Origin of the sequence: Pelosinus sp. UFO1 (assembly GCF_000725345.1) — a bacterium.
In the GTDB taxonomy this organism is placed as follows: Bacteria; Bacillota; Negativicutes; order DSM-13327; family DSM-13327; genus Pelosinus.
Genome location: NZ_CP008852.1, coordinates 1,236,424 through 1,254,446, shown reverse-complemented (window position 1 = coordinate 1,254,446; position 18,023 = coordinate 1,236,424). Strand labels below are relative to the sequence as shown.

Genomic DNA, 18,023 nt, shown 5'->3' with positions numbered 1-18,023 from the left:
CTATATTCTAGCAAGTAAAGGCAATCTTTACATGGCAACAACCTGGTTGGGAGCAGGCACAGGCTCACTTAACACAAAATCAGACATTCTTGCCATATTATGAATTGTGTAAGACATTGTCTTTAACATAGAAACCATAAGAACAGCACCTGTTCCTTCCCCTAATGCCATATTTGCCCGGATTAATACATCCTCTGCTAGAATATTTCCCAACATCAGTGAGTAGGCCATCCCAGGTTCCTTTGACATATGTGATGGAATCGCATGTTTTTCAATAGTACCATCGATGCGCGCTGCACAAGCATAGGCAACTGCTGTTATAAATCCATCTATTACAAAGGGTATCCTGAGTCTTGCGCACTCTAACATGCCGGCACAGATAGCAACAATATCAAATCCCCCTACACAACGTAAAATATCTTTTACAGTATTCATTTGGGCTTTATGGCGTTCTACCCCTTTTGCAACCACATTCCGTTTTCTTTTTAATAATTCATTATCATTTAAGGCAGCCCCATAACCTACCACAAATTCGGGTAACATTCCCGTTAAAGCATGAAGCACTGCTGATGAGGTTGTGGTATTGCCAATTCCCATTTCACCAAAAGAAATTAGGTTATAACCTTCCTCAACCAAATGCTGAACCATTTCTTTGCCCACATCCCAAGCTTGTTCAAATTCAGCCTGACTCATAGCTTCTTCTTTCATAAAGTTTTTAGTACCTAAGGCAACTTTACGATTAATACCAGCTTCTAATTTATTATTAATTCCAATGTCAACTACGCTATAAGGTATTTGATTGTGCCGACAAAAACAACTGATCGTGGCATGACCTGCTGCCATATTTTTCGTTTGCAAATAAGTAATCTCGATCGGGTCATTGGCAGTTCCCTCTTCTACCACACCGTTATCTGCTGCAAAAATTATATGATGAGGCTTCATTTCTGGATTGATCTTTCCCCAAGACAAGATGATTTTTTTTAAATATTTTTCTAGTAGGCCCAAACTTTCTCGAGGTTTTGCTGCTCCGTTCAGCAACTCATCAACCTTTTTTTCCAAATCCATTTTTACTCCTCCTTTATTTTCATATCATTTTTAAATATAAAAATACCTAGCCCAAAAGGCTAGGTATTTTATAAAAAATCCCATCCTTCTGGCATTACCCCTTACGCGGAGGTAAATGACAGCCATAACAGGCAGGTCTCCTGACTTACGGATCATAAAACCTTACGCCTTCCCAGTTTCCTGGTGGCAATGTAAGAGTATCTCCCCGATTACAGTGGCGCGACCGCGTCGTTTAAGGATCTTTACAATCCTTCCGAACTTCCCTATTCTCCTCTTTACGTAAGAGGCACCTGTTTGGTGGCAAATTATTCAGTTGTCACAGTAGTTCTACAATGAAACCTGTTCTCCTATGTGTAACAAGTATGTTAGCAAGATAGTAGGGTAGATGGTAAAAAATGTCCCATCTAACCTTATTTTAAATGGCAAGTATCGTTGACCAAGGAAAGAATTGGCTGGTTACTAAAGTACTCAATGATATTAATTCCTGTACTATCTTGACGGATAGACCACATCTTATCTAGACTTAACTGCAATGCATCACAAAGCAGTACTCTCATTGTGCCTCCATGACATACAATCACAATCGTTTCCTCTTCATGCGCCTTAATACATTGGCTTAAGGCCCCCTTCGCCCTCCATTTAAGATCCAGAAAACTTTCTCCTTCTGGCGCTTTAATTGCTCCTGGGGAAGAATACATGCTTGTTAAAGCCTCAGGCCAAAGCGCCATAATTTCGGCATAGGTACACCCTTCCCACAAGCCAAAGTTTATTTCGCGAAATCCTTTTATCTTTATCCCTTGCAAATTATGATACCGAGCGATGATATTTGCCGTCTGAGCTGCACGGGATAAATCACTACTATAAACTGCACTTATATTTTCCTTAGCAAGCCGCTTTCCTACCAATTGGGCTTGTTCTAATCCTTTTTCATTTAAGGGAATGTCACTATGCCCTTGGTACTTTTTTGCCTTATTCCAAGAAGTTTGACCATGTCTAACGTAAATTACTTTAGTCAACGCCTCACCCCTTCCTTGCTTTAAAATTATTCACCTTACAAAGGTATATTCTATAGGTATTAATTTGTTCACTAACACAACGAAAGATATAATTATTATAAAAATTACACTAGCTTTACTACATATGAAAACTAAAAAAGAAATACTACTAGAGCTACAAGTTCTGTCAGTTCAACAACTGCCCCATATACATCACCTGTTAAGCCGCCTAAACGTTTATTGACATATTCAGCAACAAGGATGGCAAAGGCAATTGCTACCCCACTACTAAGTAAAACAAGTTTACCGAAAGGAACTAATAATAAAATTGCTATTAGACCTGCTATATAAAGAGTATTTTTATGTTCGCATTGACTAAGTCCTTTACCTAGTCCATCAGCCCTAGCATAAGGGTATAGAGTAATCGCCATGACAACAGCAGTTCTACCTATGATCGGCATTACAAATATCGCTATCGGCAGCAGCACCGGTTCAATGTCTAAAATTAATGAATATTTCATTACAATCAACAGACAGAAGGACATGGCACCAAAAGCGCCAACTCTGCTATCCTTCATAATTTCTAACATTCTTTCCCTAGATTTCCCCGAAAAAACACCATCTACTGTATCCATTAATCCGTCACAGTGCAATCCGCCAGTAATGATAATTTCAATTAGAATTATACTCACGGCCATAAGGTGTAACGGTAACTTTACACCCCAAAAATTTTGTGCCCCATAAACAATTCCCGTTAATAATAAACCTATGATACCACCTATAATGGGAAAGAATTTAACACTACGGCTAAAGCTATCGGGTGACCACTGTTTTTTTGTTTTAATAGAAATCCGCGTTAAAAACTGTAAGCCAGTGAGAAAGTCCTCAATCACATTCCCCAACAATCCTCCACCTCCCCTTAATAAAAACTAGCCAAAAGTCTGCATTTCCGCTCCCCTTACTACATAACAAAGTGATAATACTATTATACAACCTTATTATGGGTCTCCTTTGTTATGTTGTATTGATTTATTGCTCAAATGTGAAAAGCTTCCATGACAAACCTTGCTGAATTAAAACAGCAGTGTTATGGTTTAATAAAATAGGAATGAGGAGGATATACCCTTATGAATAAAAAGATTTATGAATACTTTATGACACCGATTAGTATTTTAGGCGTTGGCTGCTTGGAACAAATTATAACTTATATTAAACCTATGGCATTTAGAAAAGCTCTGATTGTCAGCGATAAAGTATTAGTTGAAATCAAATTAATTGATAAATTAACAGAGCTCTTAACAAATGCTGGCATATTCTTTATTATCTACGATGACGTTTCACCAAATCCAACCATCCCTCAAGTTGATTATGGACTAAAGTTATTTAAAGATAACGGCTGTGATTTTCTTATATCCTTTGGCGGAGGTTCCCCGCACGACTGCGCTAAAGCCATTGCCTTATTAGCAACAAATGGTGGAGAAATTAAAAACTATGTTGGTATGAATAAATCCAAAAAACCTTCAGCACCGCTGATTGCGGTCAATACTACTGCTGGTACAGGAAGTGAGCTAACTCGTTTTTGCGTAATAACGGATGAAGAAAATCATGTAAAAATGACCATTACCGATTGGCATGTTACGCCTATCATTGCAGTAAACGATGCGGAACTTATGCTAGCAATGCCACCTAGCCTTACTGCAGCCACTGGCATCGATGCTTTAACCCATGCTATCGAAGCCTATGTATCGACAAATGCAACGCCCGTTACAGATTGCAAGGCATTAAAAGCAATTGAGCTCATTGCAGCCCATCTTAAAACCGCCGTCAAAAACGGCAATGACCTTAAAGCAAGAGAAATGATGGTCTATGCAGAGTATCTAGCAGGTATTGCCTTTAATAATGCGAGCTTAGGGTATGTACATGCCCTGGCTCACCAGTTAGGCGGTTTTTATAATCTACCCCATGGATTAGCAAATGCAATTATGTTACCTGCTGTTGCCAACTATAATCTTCATGCTGTCCCTAAAAAATATGCAGAAATTGCCCAAGCTTTAGGCAAGGACATTAGAGATTTATCCGACGAATCTGCCGCTTTGCTAGCGGTAGATGCTATTAAAGATCTTATTAAAGACCTTGGCATCCCTAAAAATCTTTCTGACGTCCGTGGCTTTAATGAAAAAGATCTTCCCACCCTTGCAGCGAATGCTCTTATGGATGTATGTTGTCTGACGAACCCACGTCAAGGCACACAACAAGAAATAGAAGATATTTTTAAAGCTTCAATATAAATACACCTAGGTTTTATAAAAATGAGAAGTCCCCTTAACCAATAAGGGCCTTCTCATTTTTTATACGAAAACAAGAATATTCTATGGTCTCACAATATAATACAAAGGAAACCATCTCCTTTTGTCAAAAGAATTACATCAGAAACAAATAACTAGTAATGATTGCATAGTATTCGTATGTAGGAGGAATTCTCATGTGGCTTGGTAAGGTTGTCGGAACAGTTGTGGCACCAACTAAAAATGAAAACTTAGTTGGAAGTAAACTTTTGGTGGTCCAACCTTTAAATTTAGACGGTATGAACACCATTAGTTTGCAGGTTGCAGTCGATACTGTTGGTGCAGGAAATGGCGAGACCGTCTTAGTATCAACGGGAAGCTCTGCACGCCGTGTAATGAATAGCGATAACAGCCCTGTTGATGCAGCTATTGTTGGAATTGTAGACAATATTGATTTAGAAGGCATTTCGAAAGCACAATATTGGGTGCAAAAGGGATAGGATGAGAAAATAAGGAGAAATCATGCTGACAGTATATAAAACACTACAAGAAAAACTACAAGAAGTTTCATTTGATACCCTAGATTCCCTGGAAAAAGGGGTTTGGGTGAAGTTAACCAATCCAACAACTGAAGAAATTCAACAAATGTCAGCTTCCGCTAATATACCAGACTATTTTTTTCGTTTTGCAATTGACGAAGATGATTGCCCCAGAATTATATTAGCTAAAAACTGTATTCTTGCTATCATTCATGTACCTATTTTCTATGGAACTGATCGCTATGAAACTAGCCCGCTTAGTATCATCCTAACACCAGAACTAACAGTAACCATCAGTGATGACTTAATACAAATACTCCCAGATAACAACGCCAGTAACAGATTTTCTTTCGATACAGCAAAGAGAACCCAATTCTTTTTTCAAATTTTATACCATGCTGATACCGTCTTTTTAAAAAGCATTCGCCATATCCGTAAGCGAACCGATGAAATCGAGCTTCATTTACGCAAATCAACAAACAATCAAGAAGTCTTCCAACTTCTTGATTTAGAAAAGGGCCTAACCTACTTTACGGCTGCTTTACGTGGTAATGTGATTGTAGCAGAAACAATTCTTCGTATGCGTTCTGACCCTCAAATGCGATATTTATTACAGATGCATGAAGAAGATGAAGATGTATTAGAAAGTGTAATTATTGAAAATAAAAGAGCGTTAGAATTAGCTCAAACCTATAGCGAAATATTAAGCAATATGATGGATGCTTTTTCTTCTGTTATTAATAACAATTTAAATCATATTATGAAATTTTTAGCTTCTGTAACGATTTTATTAGCCATTCCTACTATGCTTTCCAGCTTTTGGAGTATGAGCCTCGTGGTCCCCTGGCAAGGTACTGCAGCAGGTTTTTGGATCGTCTTATTGTTAGCGCTTATTACCAGCGGGGCAGTTGGTTTACTTTTGCGAAAAAAAGGAATGTTTTGATATACCTTCACTTTTAATAAATCAAGTGGTCAAAACCCTTCTCTGTAAGGATTTTGACCACTTTTTTGAATGCAAACTATACCCCCGATCCATTAATATTTTACTCCTATCTGATTGCCAACACTGGCATAATCCAGCATTGGCTCACGTACAAGGACATACATAATAGAAACAATGGGCTATCTCGTTACGATTTTCAAGAAATCGTAACGAGATAGCCCATTATTATAGTAAAACGAATTATTAAACACATTTTCAAATACTCTTTCCATCTTCCTTTATGTGCACATGATAATTCAATATATAACGTCATTCCCAAAAACCAATTTTCTCTCTTCTCTAACCTGATAGTACGAATTATATTGTAGTAGTAACTTGTTAATATAATTCCATGGTCCTTCCCATTATTACTATCTCTCTAAGTTAAACTATACTATTTATAGTTTAGCAGGAACTTTTTCTTTACAGTAATAGTATTATGAAGTAAGTAATGTCTACTGAACGAACTCCGCATTTTACGATAGTTTGTAAAAAATATCAAATGTAAGCAATTTACTTTGAAAAAACATGCGCAAAAAACCTTGTATAGGTTTAATGCCAGAATTGATAATGTGAAGTATTTTTCTATGTTCCATAACAAACATCAATTGAATAATCTATATTGGAGGTATTTAACTATGATAGAAAAAATTATAAACTTCTTAAACTCGGTTCCGCTGGAAGACGTTAGGACACTACAAGCGTTACTGGCCCCATCAGTAACAGATAGTATACAAGTAGACCCAGTTACGTCGGAAGATTTTAGGTCACTACTACGTGCAACACTAGACCAATCCGTAACGGCAGCAACTGCAAATAGTGTACAATGCACCGCAGCTCTTAATATTTTGGTTTACGATTATACTTATCTCGTTGTTAATACTGGTGGCGCAAATGCTGCGGTGGCTTACTTGCAAGCAAGTCCAGATGGCGCAACCTGGGAAACCCAATCAGCAACAAAATCGATTAGCCCAGGCACAGTCGTCAGCTTTGTTCCCGATGTAATCGCTAAATACTCCCGCTTATGTTACCAATCCCAGCTATCAGGGCAAAGTACGACGCTAACAATCTATACACAAGGACGATCGTAATGTGGAAATATAATATGCCCACTCTGCAACTCCGCTTCCTAACAAAGTACCAAGTAGGAGGATCGCAAAATGAACCCTAACATAAAGAACTATTGCACAATGCCTTTAAGTTTTCAGATCAATCACGGACAAAGTGACCCAGAAGTCAAATTCCTGTCAAATTCTTGTAACTATAACCTACTTCTGACACCTTCCGAAGCAATCATGATATTAAAACCTTCCCCGAATAAGGATATAGAAAGAAATATGCAAGCAAAAAACTTACGGCAAACGGCAGCAAATCTGGATCCAGCCGCTATAGTACGATTAAAACTTAGCGGCACTAACGAAAAACAAGAGATTCTCGGATTAGAAGAACAGTCTGGCAAGGTTAATTACTTTGTTGGTAATTCTCCAGACAATTGGCGTACTGACATTCCAACTTACGCCAAAGTTAAATACCGGGATGTCTATCCTGGAATCGATGCCATCTACTCCGTCAATCAATTGCAGCTCAAATGGGACTTTATAGTACATCCTGGTGCCAATCCTGACCTTATTTCCCTTGATTTTTCCGAAAATGAGCAACTGCAACTGGATGACTACGGCAACCTGTTGCTAACCGCTGGGGATAATGAAATCCGCATAGGCAAACCTGTGGTTTATCAAGAAGCAACTGAGCAGAGGCAGGAAGTTTTGGCCAGTTATATACTAAATGGTCATCAAGTCAGCTTCCGGTTAGGTAACTATGATACTACCAAACCCCTTGTGATTGACCCAACAATAGAATACAGTACTTACTTAGGTGGTTCGAATGACGATTTTGGCTACGGTATCGCATCAGACTCAGCGGGTAATGTTTATGTCACCGGTTTGACTTGGTCGTCATGGAGTAGCCCCCCTGGCTTTCCTATTAAAGCCCCCTATCAAGCTGACAACGCAGGTTTATATAATGTATTCATAACAAAAATAGATGCTACAGGAGCTCTCGTCTATTCTACCTATCTTGGCGGCACAGACGCCGACAACGGCTGGAGTATCGCCGTAGATTCAGCCGGTAATGCTTATGTGACGGGTACTACTTTTTCTACTGATTTTCCAACTGTTAATCCAATACAAGCCAATAATAATGGCAACTTTGATGTTTTCGTGACAAAGCTTAATGCTACCGGCAATACTCTCATTTATTCTACTTATCTTGGCGGTTCCCAGGATGATATTGGTTATAGCATCACGTTAGACCCGAATAATAACGCTTATGTAACCGGTTATACTGAATCTTCTTCTGCCGATACAATCGGCTTTCCTACCATGAACCCCATGCAGCCTGACAACAACAGTGTTATTGGTTTTAGGGATGCCTTCGTAACCAAAATCAATGCAGATGGATCCTTGGGTTATTCCACCTACCTAGGCGGCTGGAAAAATGACATCGGTTATGCCATCACGGTAGATCCGGCTGGCAACGCTTATGTGACCGGATCTACTGAGTCAGATCCTGTCCTCTCCCCCCCCCCTAATGGATTTCCCATTACCCCAGGTTCCTTCCAACCTGACTTTGGCGGCATCAGAGATGCCTTTGTAACTAAGCTCAACGCTGATGGCTCACTAGGCTATTCTAGTTATCTTGGTGGTGGAGATGTCGACGAAGGCCGTAGTATCGCCGTAGATTCAGCCAGTAACACCTATGTAACGGGTTTCACCGCATCAAGCAACGCTTCATCCCCCCCTTTTCCTACCACAGCTAATCCCTTACAATCTGACAACAACGGAAACATTGATGCCTTTGTAACCAAGATCAATGCTAGCGGCAGTTCCCTTGTTTATTCCACTTATCTTGGCGGTGCAGAGGAAGACAAAGGTTATGGAATTGCGGTAGACTCAAACGGCTATACGTATGTGACAGGATCTACCTACTCATCCAGTGCTGTTCCTCCTGGTTTTCCTTTAAAAAATCCCCTACAAACTGACAACAACGGTTTAAATGATGCTTTCATCACAAAAATTACGCCTAACGGCTCAAGTCTTATCTATTCCACATACCTTGGCGGTAAAAGCTATGACCAAGGTTATAGCATCACGGCAGACTCAGACGGTAACACCTATGTAACTGGTTTTACTTTCTCATCATGGACCCCCTCACCGCCTGGTCCACCACCCGGTCCCCCCGGTTTTCCTGTAGTAGGCCCAATACAGGCTAATACTAACGGTCCCTATGATGTCTTTGCCCTGAAGCTTGCATCCGTTGCTAACCTAAGCATTGCTAAGTCCGGTTCGCCTAACCCGCTGCCTTTAGGGCAAAACCTTACTTATCAGATTACTGTCACTAATAATGGTCCCGACCCGGCGACAAATGTCATTTTAACCGATACACTACCGCCTAATGTTGACTTTATTTCGGCATCCAGCGGCTGCGGCCAAATTGCAGGTATTGTAACCTGCGACCTGGGCACACTGGCGCCTAATGATATTGCTATCGTTACAATTGTCGTGAAACCGAAAAATACCGGGAATATTACCAATACCGCCACCGTCACCAGCACACAATCTCCCCCTGTATCGGCTACGATAACCACTACAGTCTTTACACCTGTCATTATCAAATTTACTAATACTACAGTAAAAAGAGATTGGCGCAAGAATCCCCCTTGTGGTTGTTAAATAAGAAAAACACTCAATTAATGAGTGTTTTTCTTATTTAACATTAAGCTTATTTTATACAATGCTATGCAAAAAAAATCCCTTTAGGACAAACACTCAGTTCCTTTATTATCCGCACTCATACGTATAATCCTCTTGCTGCTCTATATTTATAATCCAATAGGGACCGGATTTCCCCAGCTTTACGCTGGAAGAAATCCGCCAAGTGTATATTACTTTCCGCTGAAGACTCCGCTAACATACCAACTATTGTTGTTGTCAACTTTTCAAATGTTGCAGACGCAGGTATAACCCCAGGGCATTTCTGTTTTAAATGTAAACAACTTTCCAGAATGGATAAATAAGTTTGCGTAATCTCCGTTTCCCGGGATTTTTCCGGTTTAGTATATCCGCTAGCCAAGCTGCTGCGCGCAATAATAGCCAGCAGGGCCCAGGCTTTGCTGCGCGAAGCTGGTGAATGTATCCATAATCTAAGGGCCCGCTGCTTGGCTGTGTGATAATCGGCATTAACAATATGAGCAATAATTTCTTCAATAGCAATATCTGGCGAAAATTTCCCATTCTCACTGCCACTTACCATCTTCTGTGCTTCTTGTACGCAGCCGCTATATAATAAACTTTTTATTCGTTTAAGGCTTATATTGGCGCTTAATGTCAGAGACTGCTCATAGCACTGGGCAGCCAACCCTGGCAACCCCATATCCAAAAACAGAGTTGCCAGTATTTCCACCCATTGCTCATGAACCAAACTATTCTTATTTTTAAAATAAAGAAATATCTCAGGCGCCGGCAAATTGGTTGCTTTCCATACAAACAAGTTGTATAAAGGACAAACATAATTAGGATTGACAGTAAGTGCCTGCCAGCAATAACCTTCGGCTAATTCGTAACAGCCTATTTTTTCGTAACAAAATGCTAAATGATAGAACGCCAAGAAACTTTCCGTACCTTGGGAATGGTAAAACAATAATGGTGGAGTCCCTAATTGTATTGCTTTATGAAAATATTCAATGGCTTGCTTAAACTCGCCCCTTTCCGCCAGAATTGCTCCTGCATCAAAGAAAATATCTGTATAGTTCGGATTTAGCTTACACTCATTGTGACAAACCCCTAAAGCATCATCCAAGCGTCCGCAGAACCGTAAGCAGTTAACCAAATACCGTATAGCCGGTCCCCTGAACATTAGCCGGTCTAAACCTATGTTAGCAACTGCCTCTTGAAAATAGGGTAATGCTTTTTCATAGCGCCCCATACCTAACCATGTAACACCCAAGTAATATTTTAAATAGTAATTATCAGGCTCACTGTTTATTGCCTGCCGCAGCAGTTTTAGATTACGGTATCGTTTTTTGTTGCGTTCTTTACCAGTGATAAATTTATGGAGGATAACAGGCGCATCTGCCACACCCACAACTTTTGCATTCATTATCACTACCTGTTCATGAATTTTGCCAGCAAAACGATATGCGGCAGTATTGCGAAATAAGCGAATGACAGAAAATCTTTCGCATTTTTCATCCGCGCACAATAAAAGCGGCAACAAAAAGACTTCAGCCTCTGGGTTGCGATTAAATAACTGTCGTAGGCTTCCGGCTTGTGAATCCAGTTTTTCGTCGGCATCCAAGCTAATTATCCAATGCCCGGTGCATTTACTTATGGCAAAATTACGGGCAGCGCTAAAATCGTTGCTCCATTCATAGGAATAAATTTTATCCGTAAAATCAGCGGCAATGTTTAATGTTCCATCCCTTGATCCGGTATCAACGACGACAATTTCATCAACTTCCTCTTTAAGGCTGTTAAGACATAACGCTAAATTAGCCTCCTCATCCCGCACGATCATAGCCAAGCTAATCGTTGGTGTCATGTTTAAGCCCTGGTCTCTTCTAAAAGAGTGGCTAATATAGGAAATTGAGGATACTTTTCCGTCGCCTGTTTTAAGAGCTCAGAACGAACCTTTTCGTACAACTTGATTAGCTTGACATAATATTTAGGCTCTTGAGGAGCAAATTGCATCGCCTGTTGATAATAGTCAATAGCAGCAAAATATGCTCCCTGGCTTTGTTTTATTTCAGCTAATAGAAAATATGCCCGCTCACCGCCGCTGTTCTCTTCAATATACTGGCATAGATATTGTTCGGCAAGTTCTAAGTGCCTATATCGATAAAACAGCTCTCCCAAGGTTAAATAATAATTACGTAGCGATTGGGGACTTATACCCGACAACAGTAAGGTACAACGATTATATTCGCCTAAGTCAAGCGCCCGGCTTAAAGCTTCTAATATCGGTGTCATTCCTTCACGACCGAGAACTTTAGGTGTTTTATCGGCATGAGAATTCCGCAGCAGTTCCACAACTGTAGCCGTATCTTCCGTCAAGCCACTACTTAACAATTCTCCTCCAAATTCCCAAACCTTTTGTCTGTTGTCTTCAAGCCAAAAACATAATAACTTATTAAACTTAACATTAGGATTAAAACTATCGGATCTCTCAATTAATTCCAAAACAGTTAGCGCCTCTAAACCACGTCGCTGCTGCATAAGACATATCGCCTTATACAACAATAACTCATTTGTAACTAAAGTTTCAGGCACATCCTCAAAATACTCCAAAGCCAGACCATATGCAGCATATCTAAACAACAGATTTCCCATCAACAGTTTTGCCTGAGGTACGGAAACATCGCAGATCTTCCCGATTGCATACTTGGTATAATCTGGGTTTTCTCTCGGTTGTAGAATACCCATAATGCTCTCAAGTGCTGCTGGAAAACTACTGTTATCCCGTAAGCTCTCAATATAGTAACGCAACGCTTCTTCCTCATTACAGAATTTTTCCGCGATTTGCCCCAGATAATAATAAGACCGAAAGCCTTGTATTCCGGAACCAGTCGCATAATATACCGGCTGATCCAGCGCCTCTATTGCTTTTTGAAAATACTCGTAGGAGAGCCCATACTCTTTTAACTGATAATAGAGTGCCCCTCCATAATAATAGAGATCAGCATAATCAGGAAATAGTGCCAGTCCTCGCTGGACAGCGGTTAATGCCGTAGGCAATTCATTAGCTCCATAATAAGCTAGGGCAATATAACGCATAAGTCTGGGACCGTATATTACTTCCTTGGGGTTTACTATCGTCGATATTCTTTCAAATTCCTGGGCTGCCGACAAATTTTCCCCCATCCGAAATAGTTCTACTGCATAATGAAACCTTACTAAACAATCATCTGGGTTATTGATAAGTTCCTTTTCTAGCAAAGCACGGTTACGCCTCTTTTTATCTTTTCCTTCAATCTCACTGTTGAGATAGCCATAATGATTAATAATCAAATCCTCGATAAATGGAAATTGGACTTGCCCCTTCTTCTCAATAATTACATTGCAGATTTGCTCATGAACTGCCCCTCGAAATCGGTAGTCCGGTCTATTGCGAAACAAGCGAAATACTGTATCCGCATTGGTTTCCGGACAACTATCATTACCAGCCACATTTACTATCTTAATAAAATAACCTTCCACTCCCGGCTGCAACACAGCCTGGCGTAAAATTGCTCTACTTTTTTTTGCTAACTCCTCATCCGCATCAAGAAACAAAATCCAATCACCAGTTGCCAGGTCAAGAGATGCATTTCTGGCATCGCTAAAATTATCGTTCCAAATAAAAGATCGGACCTTTGCCCCAAAGCCTTGAGCAATTTGACAAGTCTTATCACTTGATCCTGTATCCACAACGATAATCTCATCAACTACCCCTTTTACGCTTCGCAAACAACGTCCGATATTGTGTTCTTCGTTCTTGGCAATCATACACAAACTAATTCTGGTAGACATAAAAAACTCCATCCTTTTTAAAAAAAGTTTTCTATATATATATATGCTTGAAATCAAGTATCGCCACCCCTGCGGACCGCATAATTTTTATCGATTCCACCTAAATTGTAACCTTTGCTATACATAAGTAATATTATGCAATGAAGGTTAAAACCTTTGTCACTATTTTAAGGAGGGAATATATTTTGCCAAATTTTAAAATCATCCAGGATCAACCTGAAAAGGCAAAGGTACAGATTTTTGGTACAAATACTGATGTAGCCTTAAATACAGATAGTAGTGGTAACCTGGCGATTACTACTGCCGGCGGTGTTGCCTTACCGGTAACCTTTGGGGCTATTACCCTGGGAGCCGTGACTTTTGGAGCTATTACCGGCGCTGTTACCTTTGGTGCCGTTACCTTTGGCGCTATTACTGGTGCTGTCACTTTTGGAGCCGTTACCTTTGGAGCGATTACAGGCGCTGTCACTTTTGGTGCCGTTACCTTTGGTGATGTCACTTTCGGAGCTGTCACCTTTGGCGCTATCACTGGCGCTGTCACTTTTGGTGCCGTTACCTTTGGAGCTATCACTGGCGCTGTTACCTTTGGTGATGTCACTTTCGGAGCTGTCACCTTTGGCGCTATCACTGGCGCGGTTACCTTTGGTGCCGTCACTTTTGGCGCTATCACTGGTGCTGTTACCTTTGGAGCCGTTACCTTTGGTGATATCACTGGCGCGGTTACCTTTGGTGATGTCACTTTCGGAGCTGTTACCTTTGGCGCGATTACAGGCGCTGTCACTTTCGGAGCTGTCACCTTTGGCGCTATTACTGGTGCTGTCACTTTTGGAGCTGTCACCTTTGGCGCTATCACTGGTGCTGTTACCTTTGGTGCCGTTACTTTTGGCGCTATCACTGGAGCTGTCACTTTTGGAGCCGTTACCTTTGGTGATATCACTGGTGCTGTTACCTTTGGTGATGTGACTTTCGGAGCTGTTACCTTTGGGGCGATTACAGGCGCTGTCACTTTTGGAGCTGTCACCTTTGGCGCTATCACCGGCGCTGTTACCTTTGGGGCCGTTACTTTTGGCGCTATTACTTTTGGCGCTATTACGGGCGCGGTTACCTTTGGTGATGTCACTTTCGGAGCTGTCACCTTTGGCGCTATCACTGGTGCTGTCACTTTTGGTGCCGTTACCTTTGGGGCTATCACTGGCGCGGTTACCTTTGGTGATGTCACTTTCGGAGCTGTCACCTTTGGCGCTATTACTGGTGCTGTCACTTTTGGCGCCGTTACCTTTGGGGCTATCACTGGCGCGGTTACCTTTGGTGATGTCACTTTCGGAGCTGTCACCTTTGGCGCTATTACTGGCGCTGTCACTTTTGGAGCCGTTACCTTTGGCGCTATCACAGGCGCTGTTACCTTTGGTGATGTGACCTTCGGAGCTGTCACCTTTGGCGCCATCACTGGTGCTGTTACTTTTGGAGCTGTCACCTTTGGCGCTATCACTGGTGCTGTCACTTTTGGTGCCGTTACCTTTGGTGATATCACTGGCGCGGTTACCTTTGGTGATGTCACTTTTGGTGCCGTTACCTTTGGCGCTATCACTGGTGCTGTTACCTTTGGTGATGTGACTTTCGGAGCTATTACCTTTGGGGCGATTACAGGCGCTGTCACTTTTGGAGCCGTTACCTTTGGAGCTATTACGGGCGCGGTTACCTTTGGTGATGTGACCTTCGGAGCTGTCACCTTTGGCGCTATCACTGGTGCTGTTACCTTTGGTGCCGTTACTTTTGGCGCTATCACTGGAGCTGTCACCTTTGGAGCCGTTACCTTTGGTGATATCACTGGTGCTGTTACCTTTGGTGATGTCACTTTCGGAGCTGTTACCTTTGGGGCGATTACAGGCGCTGTCACTTTTGGTGCCGTTACCTTTGGAGCTATCACTGGTGCTGTCACTTTTGGTGCCGTTACCTTTGGTGATATCACTGGCGCGGTTACCTTTGGTGATGTCACTTTCGGAGCTGTCACCTTTGGCGCTATCACTGGTGCTGTTACCTTTGGTGATGTGACTTTCGGAGCTGTTACCTTTGGCGCGATTACAGGCGCTGTTACTTTTGGAGCCGTTACCTTTGGCGCTATTACGGGCGCGGTTACCTTTGGTGATGTCACTTTCGGAGCTGTTACCTTTGGGGCGATTACAGGCGCTGTCACTTTTGGAGCCGTTACCTTTGGAGCTATTACGGGCGCGGTTACCTTTGGTGATGTCACTTTCGGAGCTGTCACTTTTGGCGCCGTTACCTTTGGCGCTATCACTGGCGCGGTTACCTTTGGTGATGTGACCTTTGGCGCTATTACCTTTGGGGCAGTCTCGTCACTCTTATATTTCACCGAGGCATCATTCCCCAATGTCAATGTTGCAGGTGGCACTACCCTAGCAGTTACCAGCCAAGATGCATCTATTCTTAATGTAATAACATGGGTTACTGAGAATAACAGTACCGCCGTAACTACCGTAACATTCCAAGTGCAGGGTAGCCCTGACAACAGTGTCTGGGTGAATGACGGTATCGCTACAACTGTCAATCCTACAACCGGACCTTTAGCTGATACTTCTAACTTCTTCCTCAAATATTCGCGATTACTTCTTGATAATACTGCCAGTGGTACGGATGTTACACTAAATGTTTGGTTCAATGGTCAAGGAGGATAACCAATAATTGCCGCGTAACAAAAATGACCCCCGAGTACGGGGGTCACTTTTGTTGGAAATAAGTAAAGGGAGGAAATATCATTATTTAAAAGCATTTACTAAATTTATACAAACACTACTCCAATACATACGTAGAATTTCGCTAAAAGCCGGTTCGGGATAATAATGTAAGAACGAGTTTGCTTCTTTAAGTTTGGTAAGCCATGCTAACACCGCATGGGTAAACGAAACATTCGGAATAAATTGTTTTTGACTAATGGTCCAATGCAGGAGACATTCCTGCTCTGTTGGTTCAATGCCGAGGGCGTTGATCTGCTCAAGTTGGATTTTTGCAGCTCCGTCTATTACTTGTTGTGCATCTTTGGCACTTTTTTGGTTGCCTGATATCCGATATTTAAGTAATACTTGCGGGAGACTGGTAATATCGAATTTTTTTGCGATTTGTACCCAAAAGCCGTAATCCTCCGCATGGGGATACAGGTCAGAATAACAAAGACCTGTTTCCAATATGGTTCTTCTTAGCATCGCAGAAGGATGAGCGATACAACAACCAAATAATAGCACACACTTAGCTACATCTGGATTATCAGGAAAATGCCAAAAGGATTGCTCACACTCACCGAATAGTTCTACCCAAGTCCCACATACAGCAACATTGGGGTGCTGATCCATAAATTCCACCTGTCTGGCTAACCGTTCCGGCAAGCTAATGTCGTCTGCATCCATGCGCGCAATATATTTCCCATTGGCCAGATTCATTCCCTTATTCAGTGAAGCAATTAACTTAAGATTCGTTTCATTACGGATAAGTATGATACGTGAATCGTTGTAAGTTTTAATTATATTAAGACTATTATCTGTAGAACCGTCATCAATAATAATGAACTCAAAGTCGGTAAATGTTTGCCCAAGGATGCTCTCTATCGCCTGGCTTAAGTAATCCTCTGCATTATACACAGGCATAATGACACTAACTTTAGGAATCATACCTTGAAAATTCCTACTATCCGCGGTGAAAATTTGTTCAGTTTTGTTCTTGCTGGCTCGTGATAAATCCGTTATTTTCTTGAATTTCAATTCAACCACTTGGTGACAGGCATTAGGAATAAATGAGTTGTACTCTTCCACATTGATTCGATGCCCTTGGATAAACATTTCGCTAAGTTGTTCCGTCGAATAATAGAATGTTTCTCCTGCCTGGTTTTTAACAATGGTATGTACCCTGTTAATAAAGTTACAAAACGTATAAGAATACTGATTGCATAGAAGGAATTTTTTTTGCTGATAAAAGATTTTTTTATTGCGATTAAGCTGCACTTCCAACATAGTAGGATCGGCAAAAGAATGATGCACAGCTGCCATTATATCATTTACTCTATAAACGGAACTTGAAACTTCTAAGGGATAGGCAAAATCGTACTGTGCTGACGTCCAGTCATACTTTAAAAATTCATTCTCGGTAATCATGAATGTTGGTAATTGCTGGTCAAGTCTTAACAAATGGCACGAGTTTGTATTTATGCCTAGCCTCAATGAAAATCCAAGCGCATCCTGATTTGTTCGTAAGCTTTCAATTACATTTTCCATTGAAAAATCTCTCACAAAAATATTATCATCTACCAAAAATAAAACATATGCGTAACCAGCTATGCTTGCCAAAACCTGCGACTCAAAATTCAATTCACTGATAAACTCGATAGATGGATAAGTGCTCGCCAGTTCTTGATATTGCTGTTCATTGATTGAATTAGAGTATGTCCAAATAACTTTAAAGTCGATATTTCCCATATCCCGACAATGTAAAGAAAACGATCTTAACGTTGCGTCTAATTGCATGGCTCTATCTTTACTGAATATTAATCCTACCACCTCGTGCATGCATTGCACTCCTTTCGCGAT

The 18,023-nt window shown here is 41.1% G+C and carries 12 protein-coding genes and 1 riboswitch; of the genes, 6 read left to right on the top strand and 6 right to left on the bottom strand.

Annotated elements, in window-relative coordinates:
* Window positions 1–27 precede the first annotated feature (27 nt).
* The 3 genes from UFO1_RS05565 to cobS form a co-directional block, all read right to left on the bottom strand.
* A complete protein-coding gene (locus UFO1_RS05565) occupies window positions 28–1,065 on the bottom strand; it encodes a nicotinate-nucleotide--dimethylbenzimidazole phosphoribosyltransferase (RefSeq protein WP_038668863.1) in 1,038 nt (345 codons plus the stop codon).
* A 112-nt stretch (window positions 1,066–1,177) separates the two neighbouring features.
* Window positions 1,178–1,374: riboswitch (cobalamin riboswitch) on the bottom strand.
* A gap of 101 nt (window positions 1,375–1,475) precedes the next feature.
* Window positions 1,476–2,081 (bottom strand): alpha-ribazole phosphatase, encoded by a 606-nt coding sequence (gene cobC / locus UFO1_RS05560; protein WP_038668860.1) that lies wholly within the window; start codon window positions 2,079–2,081, stop codon window positions 1,476–1,478.
* A gap of 131 nt (window positions 2,082–2,212) precedes the next feature.
* A complete protein-coding gene (gene cobS, locus UFO1_RS05555; RefSeq protein ID WP_038668857.1) occupies window positions 2,213–2,965 on the bottom strand; it encodes an adenosylcobinamide-GDP ribazoletransferase in 753 nt (250 codons plus the stop codon).
* Window positions 2,966–3,187: 222 nt separating this feature from the next.
* Between cobS and UFO1_RS05550 the strand changes: the two genes are divergently transcribed.
* From UFO1_RS05550 to UFO1_RS05530, 5 genes are all read left to right on the top strand, one after another.
* Window positions 3,188–4,348 carry an iron-containing alcohol dehydrogenase gene (locus UFO1_RS05550; protein ID WP_038668854.1) on the top strand — a complete coding sequence of 387 codons (1,161 nt, stop codon included), beginning with the start codon at window positions 3,188–3,190 and terminating at the stop codon, window positions 4,346–4,348.
* Window positions 4,349–4,542: 194 nt separating this feature from the next.
* Window positions 4,543–4,845: a EutN/CcmL family microcompartment protein gene (locus tag UFO1_RS05545; protein ID WP_038668851.1), complete on the top strand. Its 303-nt coding sequence runs from the start codon at window positions 4,543–4,545 to the stop codon at window positions 4,843–4,845.
* Between the two features lie 22 nt (window positions 4,846–4,867).
* On the top strand, window positions 4,868–5,827 hold the full coding sequence (locus UFO1_RS05540; RefSeq protein WP_038668848.1) for a magnesium transporter CorA family protein: 960 nt from the start codon (window positions 4,868–4,870) through the stop codon (window positions 5,825–5,827).
* A 677-nt stretch (window positions 5,828–6,504) separates the two neighbouring features.
* Window positions 6,505–6,957: a DUF6385 domain-containing protein gene (locus UFO1_RS05535; RefSeq protein WP_038668846.1), complete on the top strand. Its 453-nt coding sequence runs from the start codon at window positions 6,505–6,507 to the stop codon at window positions 6,955–6,957.
* 69 nt (window positions 6,958–7,026) lie between these two features.
* Entirely contained in the window at window positions 7,027–9,597 is a 2,571-nt protein-coding gene (locus tag UFO1_RS05530) for an SBBP repeat-containing protein (protein WP_038668845.1), read from the top strand.
* A 118-nt stretch (window positions 9,598–9,715) separates the two neighbouring features.
* Here UFO1_RS05530 and UFO1_RS05525 read toward each other — a convergent pair whose 3' ends face one another.
* Together UFO1_RS05525 and UFO1_RS05520 are read right to left on the bottom strand one after the other, a co-directional pair.
* Window positions 9,716–11,464, bottom strand: a complete 1,749-nt coding sequence (locus UFO1_RS05525; RefSeq protein ID WP_038668843.1) for a glycosyltransferase — start codon at window positions 11,462–11,464, stop codon at window positions 9,716–9,718.
* Between the two features lie 2 nt (window positions 11,465–11,466).
* The gene (locus tag UFO1_RS05520) at window positions 11,467–13,431 is read right to left on the bottom strand and encodes a glycosyltransferase family 2 protein (protein WP_038668840.1); all 1,965 of its coding nucleotides are present in this window, start codon (window positions 13,429–13,431) and stop codon (window positions 11,467–11,469) included.
* A gap of 185 nt (window positions 13,432–13,616) precedes the next feature.
* Here UFO1_RS05520 and UFO1_RS05515 point away from each other — a divergent pair, with 185 nt between their 5' ends.
* Window positions 13,617–16,124 (top strand): DUF6385 domain-containing protein, encoded by a 2,508-nt coding sequence (locus tag UFO1_RS05515; protein ID WP_051788839.1) that lies wholly within the window; start codon window positions 13,617–13,619, stop codon window positions 16,122–16,124.
* Window positions 16,125–16,205: 81 nt separating this feature from the next.
* Here the strand turns inward: UFO1_RS05515 and UFO1_RS24010 are convergent, their stop codons facing one another.
* Window positions 16,206–18,002 (bottom strand): glycosyltransferase, encoded by a 1,797-nt coding sequence (locus UFO1_RS24010; RefSeq protein ID WP_051788838.1) that lies wholly within the window; start codon window positions 18,000–18,002, stop codon window positions 16,206–16,208.
* Between the last annotated feature and the right edge of the window lie 21 nt (window positions 18,003–18,023).

What these genes read in the sequence shown, in the direction of transcription:
- UFO1_RS05565 (WP_038668863.1), bottom strand. Translation starts at nt 1,065, where the DNA reads ATGGATTTGGAAAAAAAGGTTGATGAGTTGCTGAACGGAGCAGCAAAA.
- UFO1_RS05550 (WP_038668854.1), top strand. Translation starts at nt 3,188, where the DNA reads ATGAATAAAAAGATTTATGAATACTTTATGACACCGATTAGTATTTTA.
- UFO1_RS05545 (WP_038668851.1), top strand. Translation starts at nt 4,543, where the DNA reads ATGTGGCTTGGTAAGGTTGTCGGAACAGTTGTGGCACCAACTAAAAAT.
- UFO1_RS05540 (WP_038668848.1), top strand. Translation starts at nt 4,868, where the DNA reads ATGCTGACAGTATATAAAACACTACAAGAAAAACTACAAGAAGTTTCA.
- UFO1_RS05535 (WP_038668846.1), top strand. Translation starts at nt 6,505, where the DNA reads ATGATAGAAAAAATTATAAACTTCTTAAACTCGGTTCCGCTGGAAGAC.
- UFO1_RS05530 (WP_038668845.1), top strand. Translation starts at nt 7,027, where the DNA reads ATGAACCCTAACATAAAGAACTATTGCACAATGCCTTTAAGTTTTCAG.
- UFO1_RS05525 (WP_038668843.1), bottom strand. Translation starts at nt 11,464, where the DNA reads ATGACACCAACGATTAGCTTGGCTATGATCGTGCGGGATGAGGAGGCT.
- UFO1_RS05520 (WP_038668840.1), bottom strand. Translation starts at nt 13,431, where the DNA reads ATGTCTACCAGAATTAGTTTGTGTATGATTGCCAAGAACGAAGAACAC.
- UFO1_RS24010 (WP_051788838.1), bottom strand. Translation starts at nt 18,002, where the DNA reads ATGCACGAGGTGGTAGGATTAATATTCAGTAAAGATAGAGCCATGCAA.